Consider the following 18,643-nt stretch of genomic DNA (forward strand, 5'->3'; position numbering starts at 1 on the left):
CGTCGCCACCTACAGGGCGGCCGGGTTCGGGGCGGGGCCGGAGGTTCGCGACCGGATCCGCACGGCCTGAGGCGGGTGCTGCTGCCGGCCGGCACGTGGCCGGTGGCGGCACCCGCACCAGGCCCTCGAACTGCCGCATCCGCAGCCCCGTGAACGTCTCCACCCAGACCGGCTCAGCCCGGAGCACCCCACCCGTACCGGAGAAATGCCCAGTCCCGGACCTTCCGGACCAAGCTTCAGGGCCGCATGCCCGGTCAGCATCGGACACTGGCCGCCCCCTCCCCTCAAGTCCGCACAGCAGAACCCCGTTCGGGCGCCTCCGTCACGGGCAGGCACTCGGCGAGCAGGTCGACGACGTCGCGCCAGGCCCGTTGCGCGTGGCGCGGGTGGTGGCCGACGCCGGGGACGGTGGGGTGGTCGACCGTGGGGTGGTGGAAGGCGTGCAGGGCGCCGCCGTAGACCGTGAGGCGCCAGTCGACGCCCGCGGCCTGCATCTCGGCGGTGAACGCGTCGCGTTGCGCGGGCGGCATGATCGGGTCCTCCGACCCGACGCCGGCCCACACCGGGCAGTGGATGTGCGCCGCCTCGCCCGGCCGGCCGGTGGTCAGTGCGTTGACCGTTCCGATCGCGCGCAGGTCGGCGCCGTCGCGTCCGAGTTCCAGTGCGACGGCGCCCCCGGTGCCGTAGCCGACGGCGGCGATCCGCTCGGGGTCGGTCCGCGGTTCGGCGCGCAGCACCCGGAGCGCCGCGCGGCCGATGTCCCGCATCCGGTCGGGATCGGCGAGCAGCGGCAGGCAGCGGGCCAGCATCTCCTCGGGGTCGCCCAGGTAGCGCCCGCCGTGGAGGTCGAAGGCCAGGGCCACGTATCCCAGTTCGGCGAGGGCGTCGGCCCGGCGGCGCTCGACGTCGCTGAGCCCCATGCCCTCCGGTCCGACCAGCACCGCGGGCCGGCGTCCGGTACCGGCCGGGAGCGCGAGGTGCCCGGTCATCGTCAGACCGTCGGCCGGGTACTCGACCGTATGCGTCGTGATCGTCGTCATGGAAGCGACCCTAGTGATCGTCTGGCCCGATTCGGCCGGCGTTCCGCCGCCGGCGGAATCGCGCGGTGTCCCTCCGGAGCAGCGGGGCCGGGCTCGCCTGTTGTGAAAGTGCTGGTCACGGCCGTTCGCCGATGGCCGTGGCCGGAGCTCCCACACCAGGCCGTCAGGCTCGCAGGGCCAGTGACGGCAACGCTTCGGTGCCAGTAGCCTCCTGACATGACGGGACCCTGGTACGTCGTCCTCGAAGAGGAGACGAAGAACTACGCGAGCATCGACGGGCACGGTTACGACCTGTACCGCTGGCACCTGGCGCGGACCACGGAGGGTGAGGGCACCCGGGAGGCGGCCGAGGCGGCCGCGCGGTCGCTCGCGGACAGCCACGTCCCCGACAGCGTCGGCCGGTTCCTGTACCCCGGGGCCCGGCCGGGTCGCCAGGTCTACCGCATGCCGGACGGCACCCTGCTGGTCCGACTGACGCGCAGGTACGACGAGACCCGCTTCCGGGTGAGCGTCGGCGAGTTGATCGCCGTGCAGGAGGAGGTCGAGGGCGAGCGCCTCCCGGAGGCGCCCTCGGGCCTCAAGCGTCTCTTCGGCCGGGGGCGGCCGTAGAGGTTCCGGTCGGCCTCCGGGCCACCGGTGCCCGGTCCCGGTCCCGGTCAGGGGCCGGTGCGGAGTTCGGTGGCGAGGGTGCAGAGGGCGGCGCGGTCCGGGTGGCCGGTCTTGGCGAGGAGGCTGGCCAGGTGCTTCTCCACCGTGCGCGGTGAGATGGAGAGCTTGCGGGCCAGTTCCTGGTTGCCCGGGCGGTCGGCGAGCAGGACGAGCACCTCGTACTCGCGGACCGTCACCCCGCAGGTGCGCAGTCCGGCCGGGACGGCGTCGCGGCCGCCGCGGTGCTGGGCGACGCTGGCGCCGGCCCGGCGCAGCAGGGTGCGGCAGGCGGCGGCCACCGGCTGGACCTCCAACTGGTGGAAGTACTCCTCGGCGGTGCGCAGCCAGGCCACCGGGTCGCCCCAGCCGTCGGTGAGGGCGGCCTCGGCGGCGAGCCGCAGTGCGAGGTGGTGGGCGAGCGGGAAGGACGCGGCGCCGGGGGCCGTCTCGGCGATCGCGCGGGCGGCCTCGGCGGGGTGGCCCTCGCGGCCCAGCAGCACGGCGTCCGCGAACCGCAGGAACTGGCGGTTCCAGGCGAGTTCGGCGGCGGGTACGGCGGCGGCCCGGTCGAGCGCGGCGCGGTCCCAGCGGCCCTCGACCACCTCCAGCAGCGGGTGCAGGCCGTGTCGGCCCGCCAGGTAGAACACGCTGGGGTGCTCCTCCTCCCAGGCCAGTCCGGCGGCGAGTTCGGCGCGGGCGCCGGGGCGGTCCTCGGCCAGCAGGGCGCCGACCGCCCGGCACAGCCCGTAGCGCAGCGGGGTCAGGAAGGACTCCTCGCCGCCGGCCTGCCGGAACCGGGCGAGTTCGCGCTCCATCTCGCGGGTGCGGCCGAGGTGCGCGGCGAGGGTGGCGGAGGAGAGCAGCAGGTAGCGGTGGGCGGCGAGGTTGTGCAGCCGGGCGGTGGCGTCGAGGCAGCGGTCGACGATGGTGCGGGCGGTGTGCCACTCGCCGCGCATCACCGCGTTCATCGCGAGCAGTCCGTCGAGGGTCTGGGTGAGGACGATCGCGCCGAGTCCGGCGGCGGCCTCCCGGGCGCGTTCGAGCCGGGTGCCGTCGCCGGTGCGCATGAAGGCGTTGGCGCCGAGCCGGAGCATGGCCTCGACCCGCCAGACGGGGAGGGCGTTGGCCTCGGCGACGGCCAGCATGCGTTCCAGGCAGGCGTCGGCGGCGTCGAAGCCCTGTTCGCGGGAGAGCAGGGCGAGCAGCTGCCAGGCCTGGCAGGCGACCACCGGGAGGCCGGCGCGTTCGGCCACTTCGGCGGCGCGGCGGGCGCGTCGTTCGGCCTCGGCGAGGCGGGCCGCGGTCGGCGCGGTGGGGGCGGTGGGGGCGGCGGCCTCGCGGTCGCCGTCGCCAAGGTCGCCGCCGTCGCCGCCGTCGGCCGGGGTCGGGGTGTGGTCCGGCAGCAGGGCGAGGTGGCCCTCGACCACGGCCAGCGCGGCGTCCTGCTCGGGGCGCGGCCGACCCGCGGTGAGCGTCCGTGCGGTGGCCACCTGGGCCACCGCGTCGGGGCCGCGCTCGGCCATCACGGCGGCCCAGGCGAGCCGGGTGTGCAGCTCGATCCGGCGCTCGACGGCAGGGGTGGGGAGCGACCCCCGCCCCTCGCCGGAGCCGGAACCGGAACCGGAGCCGGGCGCGCCGGTTGCGCACTGCGGGACCGGAGGCAGGGTGCGGACCAGCTCGAACGCCCGGTCCAGCTGCCCGGATTCGGCCAGCGCCGGGAGCAGCCGCTCGGTGACGTCGGCCCGTTCGGCGTCGGCGGCGAGTTCGTGCGCGCGTTCCAGCAGGACCACGGCGGAGCCGGCCGCCCCGGCCTCCAGCACCCGTCGGCCGGCTTCCGCGAAGTGCACGGCCGCGCCCGCCCGGTCGCCGCTCAACAGGAGCAGGGAGGCGACCAACTGGCGGCGCTCGTCGGCGAGTTCCGGGTCGGCGCGGACGATGGCGCGGGCCGCCCGGCGGGCCAGCGCGGCCCGTTCGGCGGGGGCGAGGGCCGCCGTCACGGCGTCGGCGGTCAGCGCGTGCCGGAAGGCGTAGCGGTCGGGTGCGGAGCCGTCCGGCACGATCACATTGGCCTCGGAGGCCGAGCGGAGGTGGCTGAACAGGGTCCGGTCGTCGTAGCCGGTGATCAGCTGGACGGTGGTCACCGAGAACCGGCTGCCGAGGGTGGCCGCCGTCAGCAGCAGTTCCCGCACCTGGGGGTCGAGTTGGTCGATCCGGTGGCCCCAGCTGCGGACGATGGTGCTCGGCACGCCGGGCCGGGAGCCGTCGGCCAGCTGCCAGCGGCCGTCCTCGGCGCGCCGCAGCGCGCCCCGGTCCAGCAGGTCGGAGAGGAGTTCCTCGACCAGGTACGGGCAGCCGTCGCCGCGTTCGACGAGGTGCTCGACCAGCGGCGGCGGGAGTTCGCCGGTCGCGTCCTCCAGGATGGCGGCGGCCAGCGCGGCCACCTCGGCGGGCGGCAGCGGAGGGAGTTCGGCGACGGTCGCGGCGCGGCGGCGCTCGGCGGCCCGTACCAGTTCCAGCGCCGGGCCCGGTTCGGCCCGCAGGGTCGCGAGCAGCAGGACCGGCAGGCCCGCCAGGTTGTCGACCAGGTACTCCAGGACGGCGACGGTCTCGGCGTCGGTGTCGTGGAGGTCCTCCAGCAGCAGGACGCAGCCCTGGTCGCGGCCGAGCACCGCGAGCAGCCGGAGCAGCGCCTCGGCGAGTTCGACCACCGTCTCGGGGTAGGCACCCGCGCCGGCCGCCGGTGCGGCGTCCCGCCACTCGGGGACGAGCCGGGCGAGCGCGGGGCGGTAGGGGGCGAGTTCGGGGTCGGCGGGGGGACCGGCGGCCCGGAACCGTGAGGACAGCGCCTCGATCAACGGGCGGAACGGCGTCACCGTGCCAGTCGAACTGCCCCGCCCGCGCAGCACCGGCAGGCCCAGTCCGTACGCGTGGTAGGCGCATTCCCCGGCCAGCCGGGACTTGCCGATGCCGGCCTCGCCGAGCAGGAAGACCGCTCCGCCGGCCCGTTGCCGGGCAGCGGCCAGCGCGCCGCCGAGCATCGCGAGCTCCGCGGCGCGGCCGACGGTGATCGACGACGTGGTGCGCACCATGGGCGCAGGCTACTTGACCGGGATTCCGTTCTGAAGTGCGTTGAATCGATCACGAAGCAGACACCGTGTCAGCACCGGGTGGTTGCCGTACGACCACAATCGGTGAACAGGGTCCGCGGATCGCCGGCGGGCCGGGGTGCGCGCGGGGTGGGGCGGGGTCCGCCGCCGAGGGGCTGCCCGGTCCTCGGCGGCGGACGGTCCGGCCGGTTGCGGCCGGGGGTGGTGCTCAGGGTCGGGCTGTTCCCGAACGGATCAGAAGAGCCGGCGGGGGATCAGAAGGGGACGGGGCATCAGAAAGGGGTGGTCATGGTCGGGAACTCGATGATCGGTGGGATCGCCCCGCCCGTTCCGGCGAGCAGGTGGGAACGCAGGCCCAGGCCGCCGCCCGAGCGCAGGCGGATCTCGCCGGCCGGGTGGTCGGCCGTCTCGCCGGGGCGGACGGCGGTTTGCGGCAGGGTGAGCCGCTCGTCGTGGCTGTGCATGGTGGGGAGCTCCGTTCGTGGTGGTGATGGATGGTGCGGGAAGGAGGACGTCGTGCGGGCGGCGCCGGTTCGGTCGGGGGTGGCCGGGCGGCCCGGGGGCCCGCCGGTGCGGTCAGCGGAGCGCGACCGGGCTGCGCGGTTCGCCGACGACGCGGAGGGAAGCGGCGGTGGCCGGGACGGCCGGGGGGTCGGGGAGGGCGGTGTCGAAGGGCCGCGCCGTCCGGTGGGTCGCCGGGGCGGGACCGGTCGCGGGGCCCGGTCCGCCTGCCGCCGGGGCGCGGGGGCGCAGCAGCAGGGCCGACGGTACCTGGTCGGGGAAGCCGAGGCGGAGCAGTCCGTGGCCGATCCCGGCCAGACCGGTGAGCAGTCCGGGGTGCGGGACGTGGTCGGGCGTGCCGGACCGCGCGCCGTCCTGGTCGACGGCGGCCAGCAGGGCGCCGGCCCGCCGGACCCACGGGGTGCGGCCGGCCGCGGGCCCGTACCGGCCGAGCAGTTCCAGGACGCCCAGCTCGCCGTGGCACAGGCTGTGGTCGCCGAGCGGGGTGGCACGGGCGGTGTTCCGGACGGCCCGCTGGGCCCAGTCGGCGAGTTCCCGGTCGGCGAGCGCGAGCGGGCTGTCGAGGACGGCGAGCGCGATCCCGGGACGGCCCCGGCACCAGGAGCCCTCGCGGGAGCGGACGGCGGTGGCCGTGCGCAGGGCGGCCAGGCCGGCTCGGTGGTGCGGGCCCTCGGGGGGCTCGGCGGTGGCCTCGGCGTAGCGCAGCAGCGCCCAGCCGACGCCGGCCGACCCGTGGGCGAAGCCGGCGGTGGCGGGGAGGGGGTGGGCGGCGAGCCGCTCGGCGCAGCGGGCGGTGGCGGCCCGCGCGTCGGCGGCGGCCCGGACCTCGGCGCGGGTGGCCTCGGCGGCCTCGGCTCCGTCGGCACCCTCGGCCCCGGTACGGACCGCCCCGGCGTGGACGGCCCCGCCGTGCACCGCGAGCAGGGCCGCGAGCCCGCCGGCGGTGCCGCTGTGCACGCCCGGGTCGGCCTCGTCCTCGGCCGCGGCCACCGTGAGCGCCACCGCCGCGCCGGCCCACCCGGCGAGCGCCGGGTCGTCCAGGAGCCGGGCGAGTTCGGCGAGTGCGTAGCTGATGCCTCCCAGGCCGGCGAAGGCGCCGGAGCCGACGGCGGCCGGGTGGCCGGGGTGGGAGCCGAGGGCGTCGAGCAGTCCGGGGACGGGCGCGAGGGCCCGGCGGGCGACCTCGGCGTAGCGGTCGGTCCCGGTGAGCGCGGCGAGCTGGGCGAGGAACAGCGCGGTGCCGGTGTACCCGCCGGCGAGGTCCGCGCCGAGCGGCCGGACCCGCCAGTGGCGGTCGGCGAGCAGTTCCAGCCCGAGCCAGTTGGTGCGGGAACGCCCCTGGTAGGCGGCGGCGACGAGCTGGTCGCCGAGCCCCCGGGCGGCGGCCAGCAGCCGTTCGGGCTCGGGCGCGGTGGCCCAGACGTTCTCCGGCACCGGACGCCCGGGCCGGTGCGCGGGGGTGTCGGCGGCGCCGGCCATCGCGGCGCGCACGATCCACTCCTGGTCCTTGCGGTCGACCGCGCCGAGCGCGGCGAGCTTGGCCTCGACCCGGGCCAGCCCCGGTTCGGCCAGCTCCCCGGGCAGCCGCCGGCCGCCGGAGGTCCACAGGTCGCGGGTGCCGGGCCGGGTGGTGAACAGCGGCACGTCGCCGGTCCACAGGTCGGCGATCTCGTGCTCGGCCAGCCCGGGACGGCCGGGGTCGTCGACCGCGTCGGTGCGCAGCAGGTCGAGCACGGCCTGCCGGGCGCCCGCCTCGCGCAGCACGTCGGGGTGGGTGGACTCGTCCAGCAGCCGGGCGTAGACCCGGGTGGCCCGGGGGACCACCCGGACCTCGGCGTCCGCGAAGGTGCGCAGCAGTCCGCGCGGGCCGGTGAGGTCGTCGCGGCCGGCGGCGAGCGCCGCGTACCCGGCGCGGAAGCCGGCCACCAGCGCCTCGGTGTGCTCGGCGGGCTCGACCTGGGCGCCGCCGAGCCGCGGCCGGTTGTGCGCGGCGCCGAACGGGCGCGGGCGCCGCACCAGCCGCATCTCGTCGGTGCCGGCGCCGGCCCAGTCCACGCCGTCGACCGGGGAGAGCCGCCGTCCGGTGCCGCCGCCGCCGATGCCGGAGACGTCCGCGGCGCCGTCGTCGCCGATCAGCAACTGGGGCAGCAGGCCGACGCGGTGGACGGACTCGGCGAGCGCGCGGGCCGCCGGGTCCTCCTCGGGCATGCCGGAGCCGGAGCCGGAGCCGGTGCCAGCTCCAGCACCGGTGCCGGAGCCAGCACCGGTGCCGGAGCCAGCACCGGTGTCGGCGTCGGGGGCGGGGCGGGGCTCGCCCGCCGGCGGATGGAACAGCGTCTCGACGTCCACCAGGACCGGGTGGTCCCCGCAGGCGACCAGGTTCTCGAAGTGGGTGTCGGTGCCGTCCAGGACGTGCAGCAGCGCGAGCAGCGCGCCCTGCCGCCGGTAGAACCGCTCGACGTCGTAGCGGGTCAGGCAGGGGCGGGCCTCGGCGAACTCGGTCCAGCCGTGGCTGCCCCGGTCGAGCAGGCCGAGCGCGCGCAGCCGGGGCACTCCCGGCTGCGCGCCGTACCAGCCGAGCAGGGTGTTGAAGTGCCGGTGCGCGGCGGGCGGCCGGGGGCGGTGGACGACGGCGGTGCCGTTGGCGAAGTGCAGCACGGCGACGGCCCGCCCGCGCCGGTGGCGGTCGCCGGCGTCGGCGGTGACGGCCAGCAGGGTGCCCGGGTCGCGGCCGCGCAGCAGCCCGGCGACCAGCAGTGCCCGGTCGGCGGCGAAGCGGTCCAGCAGTTCGGCGTGGGCGTCGGCGGCGTCCAGGCAGGCGCGGGCGAGCAGCCGGGCCAGGACGGGGTAGTCGCGCAGCAGCGCGGCCAGGCCCTCGCGGCGGGCGGTGAGCGCGAGGAAGGAGCGGAACCGCTCCTGCGGGGTGCCCCCGGCCAGCCGCCCGGCCGTCCGGGCCGTGCTGAGCTCCAGGACGAGGGTGCGGGCGGCGATCCGGGCCAGCCGTTCGGTGAGCCGCGCCGTGAACTCGGCGCGCAGCGCGGTGAGGTCGATCCGGCCCTGCTGGTCGGCCGCCCGCACGGCGGGGGTGAGCGCGGTCAGCAGCCGGACCTGCGCCCGGTCGGCGAAGGGCTGGAGGACGAGCGCGAAGCCGCTCAGGCCCGGGTAGGCGGCGCGCGGCACCACCGGGCGGACGGGCGCGGCGGCCACCGCGGCCTCGGTGAACGCGGCCCAGTCCGGACGGGTGGCGGGCGCGGGCCGACCCGGGGTCAGTCCCCGTTCCCACCACGGCGGGCCGCCGGCACGGGGGGACCGGAGACGAGCGTGGTGGGAACGGGGAGTCTGGGAGGGGTGGGGCTGGTTCGGGTCGGGACGGTTCGGGCGGTGCTGGTTCGGGTCGGACCGGTTCGGGTCGGGCGCCGCCGTCTCCGCCGTCGGGGCGGATGCGGCGGAAACGGCGGGTGGTGCCGGTGGTGCGGGGAAGTCGCCGGGCATCGGAGTGTGCGGGAACGGTATGGCCGAGGGAACCGCCGGTGCGACCGGGCCCTGAACCGGTCCGGCGCCCCCGTCGGGGCGCGTGCTGCGCACGGCGTTCACCTCAGCCACCACCGCACCTCCGATGCCGGGAGAGAGCCGCGCTGCCGTCGAAGGCGCTGCCCTCGTTGCTGATCCTGTCGTTGGGGCGGTTGCCGGGGCATGGGGGACGTGCCCCCATCTTTCTGCCGCTCGGCCCGCACGATCCGCCGGACCCCCGCCGATGGACGGGGGCGTTCCGGATGGCCGGGTCGCGGGCCGGCGTCCACTAGCGGCGGGCCAGGAGGAGCTGGGTGGCCGTGGCGGGGCGGCCGTTCATGGTGTGTACCGGGAGTTCCCGCGCGTCCACCGGGTCGAACCCGGTGAACAGCCCGTCCAGCCAGTCCCGGGTGTGGTGGCGGCAGACCGCCCCGTCGCCGGTCTCGAACACACCGAACCGGCCGTAGCGCGCCTCGAAGCGCCGGTAGCGCTCCTGGTTCCGCTCGTCCGGCTGGAGCAGGTAGTCGCTGATGTGCAGCAGGCCGCCCGGCCGCAGGACCCGGTGCAGCTCGGCGATGAGGGCGCGCTGGGCGTCGTCGTCGGGCACGCAGGTGAGCACGGCGAACAGGAACGCCGCGTCGTAGCCGCCGTCCGGCCGGTCGAGCCGGGGCGGGTCGGTCAGCACGGTGAAGCGGGCGGCGGGCTGTTCGGCGCGGGCCCGGGCGATCAGCTCGGGGGAGACGTCCACACCCTCGATGTCACGGAAACCCAGGCCGAGCAGGTCGCCCGCGAGCCGGCCGTAACCGCAGCCGTAGTCGAGCAGGGCGGCGTCCGGGTCGAGCCGGGCCGCCCAGCCGGGGTCGAGCGGGTGGCCGAAGGTCTTGGTGGTCCCGATGGAGTTCCAGTACGCGGACTGGTCGTCAGGTGCCGACATGGCCCGATGATGGCACGCGCCGGGTGACGGTGGTGCGCCGGGGGTGTGTGGGGCAGGTGTTCGGCGCGGTACGAGGCGCGGCTCCGGGCGCGGTGCGCGGCACGGCGGGCCGGGCGGCGGGCGGGACTCCCGGCCGGGCGGCGGGGCCGGTGGGCGCGGGCCGATGGGGCCGTTCGGCCCTTCCCGCTCCTCCGGCGGCCAGGGATCGTGAGCGCCGCGCCGGTGTGCGGGGCCCGCCGGGGGCGGGTCGGCGCGGGCAGGACGACAGCGCGGCGGAACGGGAAGAGGCCTGAGGTGGGCGAGTTGGTCACGGTGCGGGTGTGCGAGGGGATTTCGCGGGGCTTCGCCGCCGACGCGAGAACCCGGATCGCCGCCGTGGTGAGCGGGGCGGACGCCCTGGTGGAGGCGTTGCGGATCCGGATCGGGACACTCGGCGCGGCGGGCTCCCCGGGCGGCGTGCCCGGGGTCCCGGGCCCGCCGGGGGTGCTGGCCCAGGTGAACGCTGAGGTGGACGGTCGGCGGATCCGCGTCCAGGAGGCCGCGGCCGACCTGGGCGAGGCGCTGGACCGGCTCGCGGACGGGCTGCGCAGCCGGATGACCGCCGTCACCGCCGGGTGGACACCCCGGCCGTGGCCGCGCCGGACGCGCGCCCGGGGGCTGTCGGCGGCCGCCGAACCCTTGGTGCCCGTCAGGTCCGTCGCGCGCCTCGAAGTCCCCTGCCCGCCCGGGCCCCGGCGCATCGTCCGACGCAAGCGGCCGCAACTGGTCTGGTGCTCCCCGGACGCGGCGGCCCGCACCATGGACGCGATGGACTACGACATCCACCTGTTCACCGATCCGGCCACCGAGACCGACGCGGTCGTCTACCGGGTCGGCCCGACCGGCTACCGGCTGGCCCGTACCGTGGCCGCCGGTCCGCCCACCCGGACGGCCGTTCCGCTGACCCTCAGCCCCTGCGGTGCACCGGAGTTGAGCGAGGAACAGGCCGTCGAACGGCTCACCGCCGCCGAACTGCCCCATCTGTTCTTCGCCCAGCCCGGTTCGGGGCGCGGCCGGGTGCTCTACCGGCGCTTCGACGGCGGCCTCGGCCTGATCGCGGCCGCCTCGTGAGCGACGAGTCCGTCCGCCGCCGGCTGCGGGCGCTGCGCCGCTCGGCGGGCCCGCCGCCGTCCCTGCACCGGCCGGGCCCGGCGCCGCGACCCCGGCCGCCGGTCGAGGCGCCGCCGCGCGAACTGGTGCCGCTGGACCGGGCCGAGGCGCTGCGGCTGCTGGGCGGCGCGCCGTTCGGCCGGATCGTCTTCACCGTGCGGGCGCTGCCCGCGATCCGTCCGGTCAACCACCTCCTGGTCGACGACACCGTGGTGATCCGCACCCACGAGGGTGCCGCGCTCACCGCGGCCGCCCTGGGGGACGAGGACATCGGTGTGGTGGTCGCCTACGAGGCGGACGCGATCGACCCGGTGACCAGGCTGGGCTGGAGCGTGGTGGTCACCGGCTTCGCCCGGCCGGTCACCGATCCCGCCCGACTCGCGCGCTACCGGGCGCTGTTGAGTCCCTGGGTGAACGGTTCGATGGACCACATGGTGGCCATCCAGCCCGACCTGGTGGCCGGCTACCGGCTCGCCGCGGGGACCGCCGCGGCGTCCTGAGCCGGTTCCGGTGCGGCGAGTGCGGCCAGTGCGGCGGGTGCGGCCGGTGCGGTCGGGAGAGTGAACTCTCCCGACCGCACCGGCCGTTCGGCGTTCCCGTCCTCCCCGGCGCCGGGGAAGCGGTCCGGCCCGGACGGTGGTCCCGCCCGGCGGCCCGGATCCGAGGCCCACCGGCCCCCGTCCACTGGGTCCAACGGCCCTGGGGCGCAAGGGTGGTGCGTTCCGATCATGGATCGCCACCCATCCGCAGAAGTTTCGAAGGAGTGCGTCCTTGAGCGCCATCGAGGCACAGGGCGACAGCGCGCCGCCGCCGTCGTCCGCCGCCCGACCGGGAGAGGTCCGGGCCGCTCGGCCCGGCTCGGCCCTGGTCCGGCTGCTGACGACCACCGACCACAAGACGATCGGCACCATGTACCTGGTGTCCTCGTTCGGGTTCTTCCTGATCGGCGGCGTCCTCGCCCTGGTCATGCGCGCCGAGCTCGCCCGGCCGGGGACGCAGATCCTCTCCAACGAGCAGTTCAACCAGGCGTTCACCATGCACGGTTCGGTGATGCTGCTGCTCTTCGCGATGCCGCTGTTCACCGGCTTCGCCAACTGGATCATGCCGTTGCAGATCGGCGCCCCCGACGTCGCCTTCCCCCGGTTGAACATGCTGGCCTTCTGGCTGTTCATGTTCGGCTCGCTGATCGCGGCCGCCGGCTTCGCCACCCCGCAGGGCGCCGCCGACTTCGGCTGGTTCCTCTACGCGCCGCTGTCCGACGCGGTCCATTCGCCCAGCATCGGCGCCGATATGTGGATCATGGGCGTGACGCTCTCCGGCTTCGGCTCGATCCTCGGCGCCGTCAACTTCATCACCACGATCATCTGCATGCGGGCCCCCGGCCTGACCATGTTCCGGATGTCCATCTTCTGCTGGAACGTGCTGCTCACCTCGCTCCTGGTGCTGCTGGTCTTCCCGGTGCTGGCCGCCGCGCTGCTGGCGCTGGAGTGCGACCGCAAGTTCGGCTCGCACGTCTTCGACCCGGCCTCGGGCGGTGCGATGCTCTGGCAGCACCTGTTCTGGTTCTTCGGCCATCCCGAGGTCTACATCCTGGCGCTGCCGTTCTTCGGCATCGTCTCGGAGGTGATCCCGGTGTTCAGCCGCAAGCCGATGTTCGGCTACTCCGGCCTCATCGCGGCCACCATCGCGATCGCCGGTCTGTCGGTGACGGTCTGGGCGCACCACATGTACGTCACCGGGCAAGTACTGCTGCCGTTCTTCGCGTTCATGACCTTCCTGATCGCCGTGCCGACCGGGGTGAAGTTCTTCAACTGGGTCGGCACCATGTGGAAGGGCTCGCTGAGCTTCGAGACCCCGATGCTGTGGACGGTCGGCTTCCTGGTCACCTTCCTCTTCGGCGGCCTCACCGGCGTGCTGCTCGCTGCCCCGCCGCTCGACTTCCACGTCTCCGACTCGTACTTCGTGGTCGCGCACTTCCACTACACGCTGTTCGGTACCGTCGTCTTCGCGATGTTCGCCGGCTTCCACTTCTGGTGGCCGAAGATGACCGGCAAGATGCTCGACGAGCGCCTCGGCAAGGTCACCTTCTGGACCCTCACCGTCGGCTTCCACAGCACCTTCCTGGTGCAGCACTGGCTCGGCGCCGAAGGCATGCCCCGCCGCTACGCCGACTACCTCGCCTCGGACGGCTTCACCGCGCTGAACACGGTGTCCACCATCGGCTCGTTCCTGCTCGGCCTGTCGATCCTGCCGTTCCTCTACAACGTGTGGAAGACCGCGAAGTACGGCGAGAAGGTGACCGTCGACGACCCGTGGGGCTGGGGCCGTTCGCTGGAGTGGGCGACCTCCTGCCCGCCGCCGCGGCACAACTTCGCCTCCCTGCCCCGGATCCGCTCCGAATCCCCGGCCTTCGACCTGCACCACCCGGAGATCGCCGCCCGCGACTTCCTGGAGTACCACGGCGAGCCCGCCACGCACCTGGCCGGCGTCGCCCCGGCCGCGTACGACGCCCCGCTGCCGCGCCGCGAGCGCTCCGGCGACCGGGCCGACCGGGCCGACTGACAGCCCCGCCGGTTCCGAACGCCGGCCCCCGAACGCCGCTCCCGCCCGCTTGTCGCCACCCCCGGGCGGGTGGGAGCGGCTCCCTCCCACCGACGCTCAGAGGAGTGGACGGCACCATGTCGCACATCGTCCTGGCCATCGGCACCGCCGCACTCACCGCGTCCGGCTGCGTCTGGTACCTGCCCGCGATCGCCGACCTCCAGGCCGGCGAGGACCGCCCCCGCTCGGCCCGCACCGCCGCGGCCGCCTGCGTGACCTGGTGGGCCTGCCTGGCCCTGGCGGGCGGCCTGCTGCTGGCCGTCCCCGCCTGGCAGCCCGCCGCGCAGATCGCCCTCGCCGGACTGGTGGCCGGCGTCCTGCTCCGGATCCGCTCCCAGCTCCAGCACCACGCCGAACAGCGGGAGGAGGCCGAGCGCTGGGCCCTGCTCGAACCGCTCCCCGCGCCCCGGACGCCCCGCCCGCAGGCCGCGCGGGCCCTGCTCGGCTGGCTGCTCGTCGGCCTGGCGGTCGCCTCGCTCGGCGCCGCCTCGATCCTGCTCGCCGGCGGCGGACCGCTCGCCCCGCGCCTGGCCGCCGCCGCGGGCAGCGCGGTCGCCGTCTGCACCGCCTTCCTGCTCCTCGGCCTCGGCAACGCCCACCGGTACCGACCCTGACGAACCGTCACCGATCCGTCGCCGTAGGCTTGCCGAGGAACTCCGGGCCCGGATGTCCATCAGCCCACCGGGGGCGCCCCCGGCCCTGTCGAGAGGAACGTCCGATGACCGCCACCGCCTCGCCGAGCGAAGTCCTGAACCAGTTCGTCCAGTTGATGGGCAAGGGCCCCGACCTGGCGGTGGTCGACCTGGTCACCACCGACGCCGTCTTCGAACTGCCCTACCTGACACCCGGCGTGCCGCCGCAGCAGCCCGGCCGGGAGGCCTTCCTCACCCACCTCCAGCGGGGCGCCGCGATACAGCGCTTCGACGCCGTCGACCACGTCGAGGTGTACGGCACCTCCGACCCCGAACTCGCCGTCGCCGAGTACCGGCTGCACGGCGAGGTGCTGGCCACGGGCAAGCGCTACACCCTCGACTCGGTGATGTTCGCCCGGGTCCGGGGCGGCCTGATCACCTGGTCCCGCGTCTACACCAACCCCCTGGACGGCGCGGTAGCCTTCGGCGCCGTCGACCGGCTGCTCGGCGCCCTCCGCCCGGCGGAGTAGCACACACCTCTCGGCGGCGGAGCAGCGCGTACCCCTCGGCGGGGGAGCAGCGCGTACCCCTCGGCGGCGGGGCGGTCCGCCGCCGAGCGGGCCCGGCCGCGCGTCTGTCGCACATGGGGTCGTTCGACCCTGGGACCGGCGCGCGCCGCAGGGGATGATGCGGTTGACCCGGCGTGCGGTGTGCCGGACAGAGAGAGGGTGGAGTCGCGACATGGCGAGCGAGACGACCGGTACCGCCGCGGCGGCGCCGGTCAGGGTGTTCCTGCTGGACGACCACGAGGTGGTACGCCGAGGGGTGCACGACCTGCTGGACTGCGAACCGGACCTGGAGGTGGTCGGCGAGGCCGCCACCGCCGAGCAGGCCCTGGTCCGGGTCCCGGCGCTGCGCCCCGACGTCGCTGTGCTGGACGTGCGCCTAGGCGACGGCGACGGTGTCGCGGTCTGCCGCGAACTGCGCTCGAGGATGCCCGATCTGGCCTGTCTGATGCTGACCTCCTTCGACGACGAGGAGGCACTGCTCGACGCCGTGATGGCGGGCGCGGCCGGCTATGTGCTGAAGCAGATCAGCGGCACCGACCTGGTCACCGCCGTCCGCACCGTCGCCTCCGGCCGCTCGATGCTCGACCCGGGCGCCGCGACCCGGCTGCTCAACCGCCTGCGCAGCGAGGCCGAGCCGGAGCGGCCGGCCACGGGCGGACCGGAGCTGACCGCCCGCGAGCAGGAGGTGCTCGCGCTGATCGGCGAGGGGTTGACGAACCGTCAGATCGGCGAGCGGCTCTACCTGGCCGAGAAGACGGTGAAGAACCATGTGTCCCGGCTGCTCGCCAAGCTGGGTGTGGAGCGGCGCGTCCAGGCCGCGCTGATCGCGACCGAGCTGCGCCAGTCGGCCGCCGCCGAGCGGGTCCCGGAGCGGTCGGCCCACCATGCGCGCATCCTCGGCCACGGCGCGCGCGGCTGACGGCTGCCTGTTGCCCGCCGACGGCTGCCCTCCGACTGTGCCGCCCGGGGCGGCGGACGGGGAGAAGGGACTCCCGGCGGGACCATCGGCCCTCGCCCCGCCCCGCCCGAGGGGTGACGATCGCAGGTATGAACGCCGATCGTGAAGCCGCGTCCGTGCAGGTCGAGCCGCCCGTCCGGCGGCCGCCGGGAGGTGTCGCGCCGGGGAGTGTCGCGCCGGGAGGCGCCGCACAGGGGCCCGGCCTCGACGAGGCCCGCGCGCTGGAACTGCTGCGTCGCGCCGGAGTGGGCCGGGTGGTCTACACGGTCGGCGCCCTGCCGGCCGTGCTCCCGGTCCGCTTCCGGCTGGACCCGCTCGGCGGCGTGCTGCTCTCGACGGAGCCCGGCTCCGAACTGGCCCGCGCCGTCGACGGCGCCGTGATCGCCTTCGAGGCCGACGAGGTGGACGGCGCCGACGGCACCGGCTGGTGCGTCACCGTCCTCGGCCGCGCGGAGGTCCGCCGCCCGTCCCCGGCGCCCGGAGCCCGCGCGGAGATCCGCATCGCCCCCGAGTTGGTCGTCGGCCGCCACCTCCTCCCCGGCGCGGCCTGACGGGGCGTTTGTCGTCCAGCCCCGCCGCTGGGCCGCCGAACGGAGCCTCGGCCGACTGCTGAACCACCGGCGGCCGGCCGCGCATCGGGCGGCGGGTCATGTCCCCCAATTCGCGATGGACACCGCCAGGTCGTTCCAGCGGAAGCGGCCGAGATCGGGGGTATTGCATCCCTTGGGTTGGAAGAACTCGTCCCCGTGCCATTCGAGGAGGTCGAAGAGTGATACATCGAATCGGCACCTGCTCAAGGAGGAGATGACAAAAATCCAATCCCCTGTGCCCAGAAAACCTCGGTGCACCTTGCTCAGGTCCGGATATCCCAGCCCCGCGTCCACACACTTCACGTCGCCTTGCTCATCGATGTCCTCGAAGAAGCACACCCGTGTGGGCAAGGCGTCCGGTGGCTGCGTACAGGTCGCCTCGAGGGCCGCCTCCAGCGCCCCTTCCTCGGCGTCTGTGTGCATACGGAGCGCCTCCGACAGCATCGCTTCGCGGTCGGTGAAGGCCCCCAGAGCCAGGGACGAGTTGTGGATCAGACGCGTCATGAACAAGGGCCGCGTCACTTCCGCGTTCATGCGTTCAAGGTCCTCGACCACTTCTCCGTCGAGAACAAGCGGAACGTCCGGGTAGAGCTCGCGCCTGCGGCCGGTATGTTCAGGGCGAGCGGACAACTCACCGGCCAGTCCGTCGGCTATGCGAACGGGGTCCGCGTCCCTCACGTCACGCTCGGCGGACCCCTCGTCCGCACCTGGGAACCGGTGCGACATTCCCACCATCTCCTTGTGGTTGTGCCGGGGCGTGCCACGGCGACGCCTCTCCGATGCACGGATCAGCAGTTGCCGCAGGCAGAGAAATTTCAGGTACTTACGTTCGTCGTTTCCACGCTAGCCCTGACGTTCCCAGGTCGCCCGACGAGGATTTTCGCCGGAAGGATGCCCGTCAGCGGCCGTGGGAAGGTTGGCGCCGCCGGTGCGGTCGAGCACGATGCCGGTGACGAAGGTGGTGGCGGCCAGTACGTGAACGGCCCGGGCCTGAACGGCCCGGGCCACATCCTCGGGGCGGCCGCAGTGAGGCCGCCCACCGCGCCATCCTGGCCCCGGAGTCCGATCCCGGACACCGGGGAACACCTCGCCGACCTGGCCGCCCACGGGCCCGGCGTCGACTCCGGCGCCACCGGACCCCCGGACGTTCGGCGAACCCGCTGGAGCCCCGGACTCGAATTCCCCCGGCACCGGTGCACGCGAGAGTCGAGCCCCCTTCCTCCGACCCCCACTTTCCGGCCCGTCGGCGGGGCGACAACGACATGCACGACCGACAGGCCCGCAGCGCGCCGTCCGGGTCAGTGCCCCTCGCGGACCTCGAAGACGCCGCTGACCCAGTACACGGACGGCTTCTCGGCGTCGCTCGGCCAGTCGCTCTGCAGGTGGCGGCGGCCGTGTCCCAGGGCTCCTGCCCGGTGCGGGCTCAACCGTCCCGCCACCAGGTCGTCCGCCTCGGCGTCCGTGATCGGCAGCACGGTGCGGTACTGCGCGTCCTGCGAGGCGACCCAGTCGATGTACTCGGTGAACACGCTCACGAAGGCCTGCGAGCACAGGCCGCACCGCTGAACGGAGACGATGAAATGCGAGTCGTCCCGAATCGTCCTCTCGAGCCGAACCCCGTCGCGGCTGCGGTGGTGCGCCTGCGCCACCGCAGCGTCCTCGCTGCAGCACGCCACGCATCCGAAACCCGCACGGTCACTACCGTCCTGCGGACCCATGGATCCCCCTCGTCCCAGCCGTTCCTGACCGTCCCCCACCCTAACGACCCGACAGTGAGGCCCGGCCGCTGAACCGACCGGTATGCGCCGCCCGACCTGCGGGCAGGCAAGCCGTCCGGCGAGGCCGGACAAGCTGAGGGCGGCGGGCTCCCGGAAGACGTCTCCGGGCGGTGCCCGGGTGGGGGTGAGAGCGTCGCCGATGTGTACAACCGCGCGTTCGGAGCAGTGGGTCCTGTGGTCCGCTCGCGCGCGGACGGGCCGCGGTGGACGATCGCCGCATGACAGCCATGCGTACACGAAGTGCCTGCCTTGCGGCCGCGTCCGCGCTCTCCGTCCTGGCCCTGGCCCCGGCGGCCTCGGCGGCCGTCCCCGCCGCCGCCTCCGCCGCCGCGCCCGCGTCCCGGTTGGCCGCCTGCAACGAGGTCGGGAGCCGGCAGTCCGGCGACTTCCTGATCCAGACGCGCCTCGAGGCCTCCGGCGGCTTCGTCGGGAGCTACCCCGGATACACGATCACCAAGGTCGAGGGCGCCACCCTCCTCGGCACCCCGCTGTGCATCACCGTCACCGACGGGGGGCCCGGCACGGACCACGTGTCCGTGACCATGGCCGCCGTCGGCCGGATCACGGTCTTCGCCAAGCGCGCGGCCGCCTGAGTCCGGTCCGGG

16 protein-coding genes and 1 pseudogene are annotated in these 18,643 nt (G+C 75.1%); 9 read left to right on the forward strand and 8 right to left on the reverse strand.

The window, feature by feature from the left end:
* Positions 1–187: pseudogene (locus tag IF01_RS51600) on the reverse strand (hypothetical protein); the annotation flags it as partial.
* Positions 188–284: 97 nt separating this feature from the next.
* Positions 285–1,040, reverse strand: coding sequence for a dienelactone hydrolase family protein (locus IF01_RS0128585; RefSeq protein ID WP_030396453.1), 756 nt, complete (start codon positions 1,038–1,040; stop codon positions 285–287).
* A gap of 216 nt (positions 1,041–1,256) precedes the next feature.
* Between IF01_RS0128585 and IF01_RS0128590 the strand changes: the two genes are divergently transcribed.
* Positions 1,257–1,649, forward strand: a complete 393-nt coding sequence (locus IF01_RS0128590) for a hypothetical protein (protein ID WP_030396454.1) — start codon at positions 1,257–1,259, stop codon at positions 1,647–1,649.
* A gap of 47 nt (positions 1,650–1,696) precedes the next feature.
* Here the strand turns inward: IF01_RS0128590 and IF01_RS0128595 are convergent, their stop codons facing one another.
* The 4 genes from IF01_RS0128595 to IF01_RS0128610 form a co-directional block, all read right to left on the reverse strand.
* Positions 1,697–4,774: a helix-turn-helix transcriptional regulator gene (locus tag IF01_RS0128595; protein WP_030396455.1), complete on the reverse strand. Its 3,078-nt coding sequence runs from the start codon at positions 4,772–4,774 to the stop codon at positions 1,697–1,699.
* Positions 4,775–5,067: 293 nt separating this feature from the next.
* Positions 5,068–5,259: a hypothetical protein gene (locus IF01_RS0128600; RefSeq protein WP_030396456.1), complete on the reverse strand. Its 192-nt coding sequence runs from the start codon at positions 5,257–5,259 to the stop codon at positions 5,068–5,070.
* A gap of 112 nt (positions 5,260–5,371) precedes the next feature.
* Positions 5,372–8,524, reverse strand: a complete 3,153-nt coding sequence (locus tag IF01_RS0128605; protein WP_051756419.1) for a type 2 lanthipeptide synthetase LanM family protein — start codon at positions 8,522–8,524, stop codon at positions 5,372–5,374.
* Between the two features lie 592 nt (positions 8,525–9,116).
* Complete coding sequence (locus IF01_RS0128610) at positions 9,117–9,761, reverse strand: class I SAM-dependent methyltransferase (protein WP_030396458.1); 645 nt, start codon at positions 9,759–9,761, stop codon at positions 9,117–9,119.
* A 294-nt stretch (positions 9,762–10,055) separates the two neighbouring features.
* On the opposite strand from IF01_RS0128610, the gene IF01_RS0128615 reads away from it, so the two are divergent.
* From IF01_RS0128615 to IF01_RS42400, 7 genes are all read left to right on the forward strand, one after another.
* Positions 10,056–10,871 (forward strand): sigma 54 modulation/S30EA ribosomal C-terminal domain-containing protein, encoded by an 816-nt coding sequence (locus IF01_RS0128615; RefSeq protein WP_051756422.1) that lies wholly within the window; start codon positions 10,056–10,058, stop codon positions 10,869–10,871.
* 62 nt (positions 10,872–10,933) lie between these two features.
* Positions 10,934–11,410 carry a pyridoxamine 5'-phosphate oxidase family protein gene (locus tag IF01_RS0128620; RefSeq protein ID WP_030396460.1) on the forward strand — a complete coding sequence of 159 codons (477 nt, stop codon included), beginning with the start codon at positions 10,934–10,936 and terminating at the stop codon, positions 11,408–11,410.
* Between the two features lie 271 nt (positions 11,411–11,681).
* Positions 11,682–13,472 (forward strand): aa3-type cytochrome oxidase subunit I, encoded by a 1,791-nt coding sequence (ctaD, locus tag IF01_RS0128625; protein WP_375341008.1) that lies wholly within the window; start codon positions 11,682–11,684, stop codon positions 13,470–13,472.
* A gap of 116 nt (positions 13,473–13,588) precedes the next feature.
* Positions 13,589–14,125 (forward strand): hypothetical protein, encoded by a 537-nt coding sequence (locus IF01_RS44375; RefSeq protein ID WP_157855377.1) that lies wholly within the window; start codon positions 13,589–13,591, stop codon positions 14,123–14,125.
* A gap of 104 nt (positions 14,126–14,229) precedes the next feature.
* Complete coding sequence (locus IF01_RS44380; RefSeq protein WP_051740993.1) at positions 14,230–14,673, forward strand: nuclear transport factor 2 family protein; 444 nt, start codon at positions 14,230–14,232, stop codon at positions 14,671–14,673.
* A gap of 211 nt (positions 14,674–14,884) precedes the next feature.
* On the forward strand, positions 14,885–15,631 hold the full coding sequence (locus IF01_RS0128640) for a response regulator (RefSeq protein ID WP_051740995.1): 747 nt from the start codon (positions 14,885–14,887) through the stop codon (positions 15,629–15,631).
* 128 nt (positions 15,632–15,759) lie between these two features.
* On the forward strand, positions 15,760–16,221 hold the full coding sequence (locus IF01_RS42400) for a pyridoxamine 5'-phosphate oxidase family protein (protein WP_078880389.1): 462 nt from the start codon (positions 15,760–15,762) through the stop codon (positions 16,219–16,221).
* 96 nt (positions 16,222–16,317) lie between these two features.
* Here the strand turns inward: IF01_RS42400 and IF01_RS0128650 are convergent, their stop codons facing one another.
* Both IF01_RS0128650 and IF01_RS48550 read right to left on the reverse strand, forming a co-directional pair.
* Positions 16,318–16,986, reverse strand: coding sequence for a hypothetical protein (locus tag IF01_RS0128650; RefSeq protein WP_030396466.1), 669 nt, complete (start codon positions 16,984–16,986; stop codon positions 16,318–16,320).
* 572 nt (positions 16,987–17,558) lie between these two features.
* Positions 17,559–17,795, reverse strand: coding sequence for a hypothetical protein (locus tag IF01_RS48550; protein ID WP_149030372.1), 237 nt, complete (start codon positions 17,793–17,795; stop codon positions 17,559–17,561).
* 470 nt (positions 17,796–18,265) lie between these two features.
* Here IF01_RS48550 and IF01_RS0128660 point away from each other — a divergent pair, with 470 nt between their 5' ends.
* Positions 18,266–18,631, forward strand: coding sequence for a hypothetical protein (locus IF01_RS0128660; protein WP_030396468.1), 366 nt, complete (start codon positions 18,266–18,268; stop codon positions 18,629–18,631).
* Positions 18,632–18,643: the final 12 nt, after the last annotated feature.

Origin of the sequence: Kitasatospora purpeofusca (genome assembly GCF_000718025.1) — a bacterium.
Lineage (GTDB): Bacteria > Actinomycetota > Actinomycetes > Streptomycetales > Streptomycetaceae > Kitasatospora > Kitasatospora purpeofusca.

Bases quoted from the DNA above. Each gene is read 5' to 3' on its own strand.
- IF01_RS0128600 (WP_030396456.1), bottom strand. From the start codon at position 5,259: ATGCACAGCCACGACGAGCGGCTCACCCTGCCGCAAACCGCCGTCCGC.
- IF01_RS0128650 (WP_030396466.1), bottom strand. From the start codon at position 16,986: ATGTCGCACCGGTTCCCAGGTGCGGACGAGGGGTCCGCCGAGCGTGAC.
- IF01_RS0128640 (WP_051740995.1), top strand. From the start codon at position 14,885: ATGGCGAGCGAGACGACCGGTACCGCCGCGGCGGCGCCGGTCAGGGTG.
- IF01_RS42400 (WP_078880389.1), top strand. From the start codon at position 15,760: ATGAACGCCGATCGTGAAGCCGCGTCCGTGCAGGTCGAGCCGCCCGTC.
- IF01_RS0128590 (WP_030396454.1), top strand. From the start codon at position 1,257: ATGACGGGACCCTGGTACGTCGTCCTCGAAGAGGAGACGAAGAACTAC.
- IF01_RS0128660 (WP_030396468.1), top strand. From the start codon at position 18,266: ATGCGTACACGAAGTGCCTGCCTTGCGGCCGCGTCCGCGCTCTCCGTC.
- IF01_RS0128585 (WP_030396453.1), bottom strand. From the start codon at position 1,040: ATGACGACGATCACGACGCATACGGTCGAGTACCCGGCCGACGGTCTG.
- IF01_RS44375 (WP_157855377.1), top strand. From the start codon at position 13,589: ATGTCGCACATCGTCCTGGCCATCGGCACCGCCGCACTCACCGCGTCC.
- IF01_RS44380 (WP_051740993.1), top strand. From the start codon at position 14,230: ATGACCGCCACCGCCTCGCCGAGCGAAGTCCTGAACCAGTTCGTCCAG.
- IF01_RS0128610 (WP_030396458.1), bottom strand. From the start codon at position 9,761: ATGTCGGCACCTGACGACCAGTCCGCGTACTGGAACTCCATCGGGACC.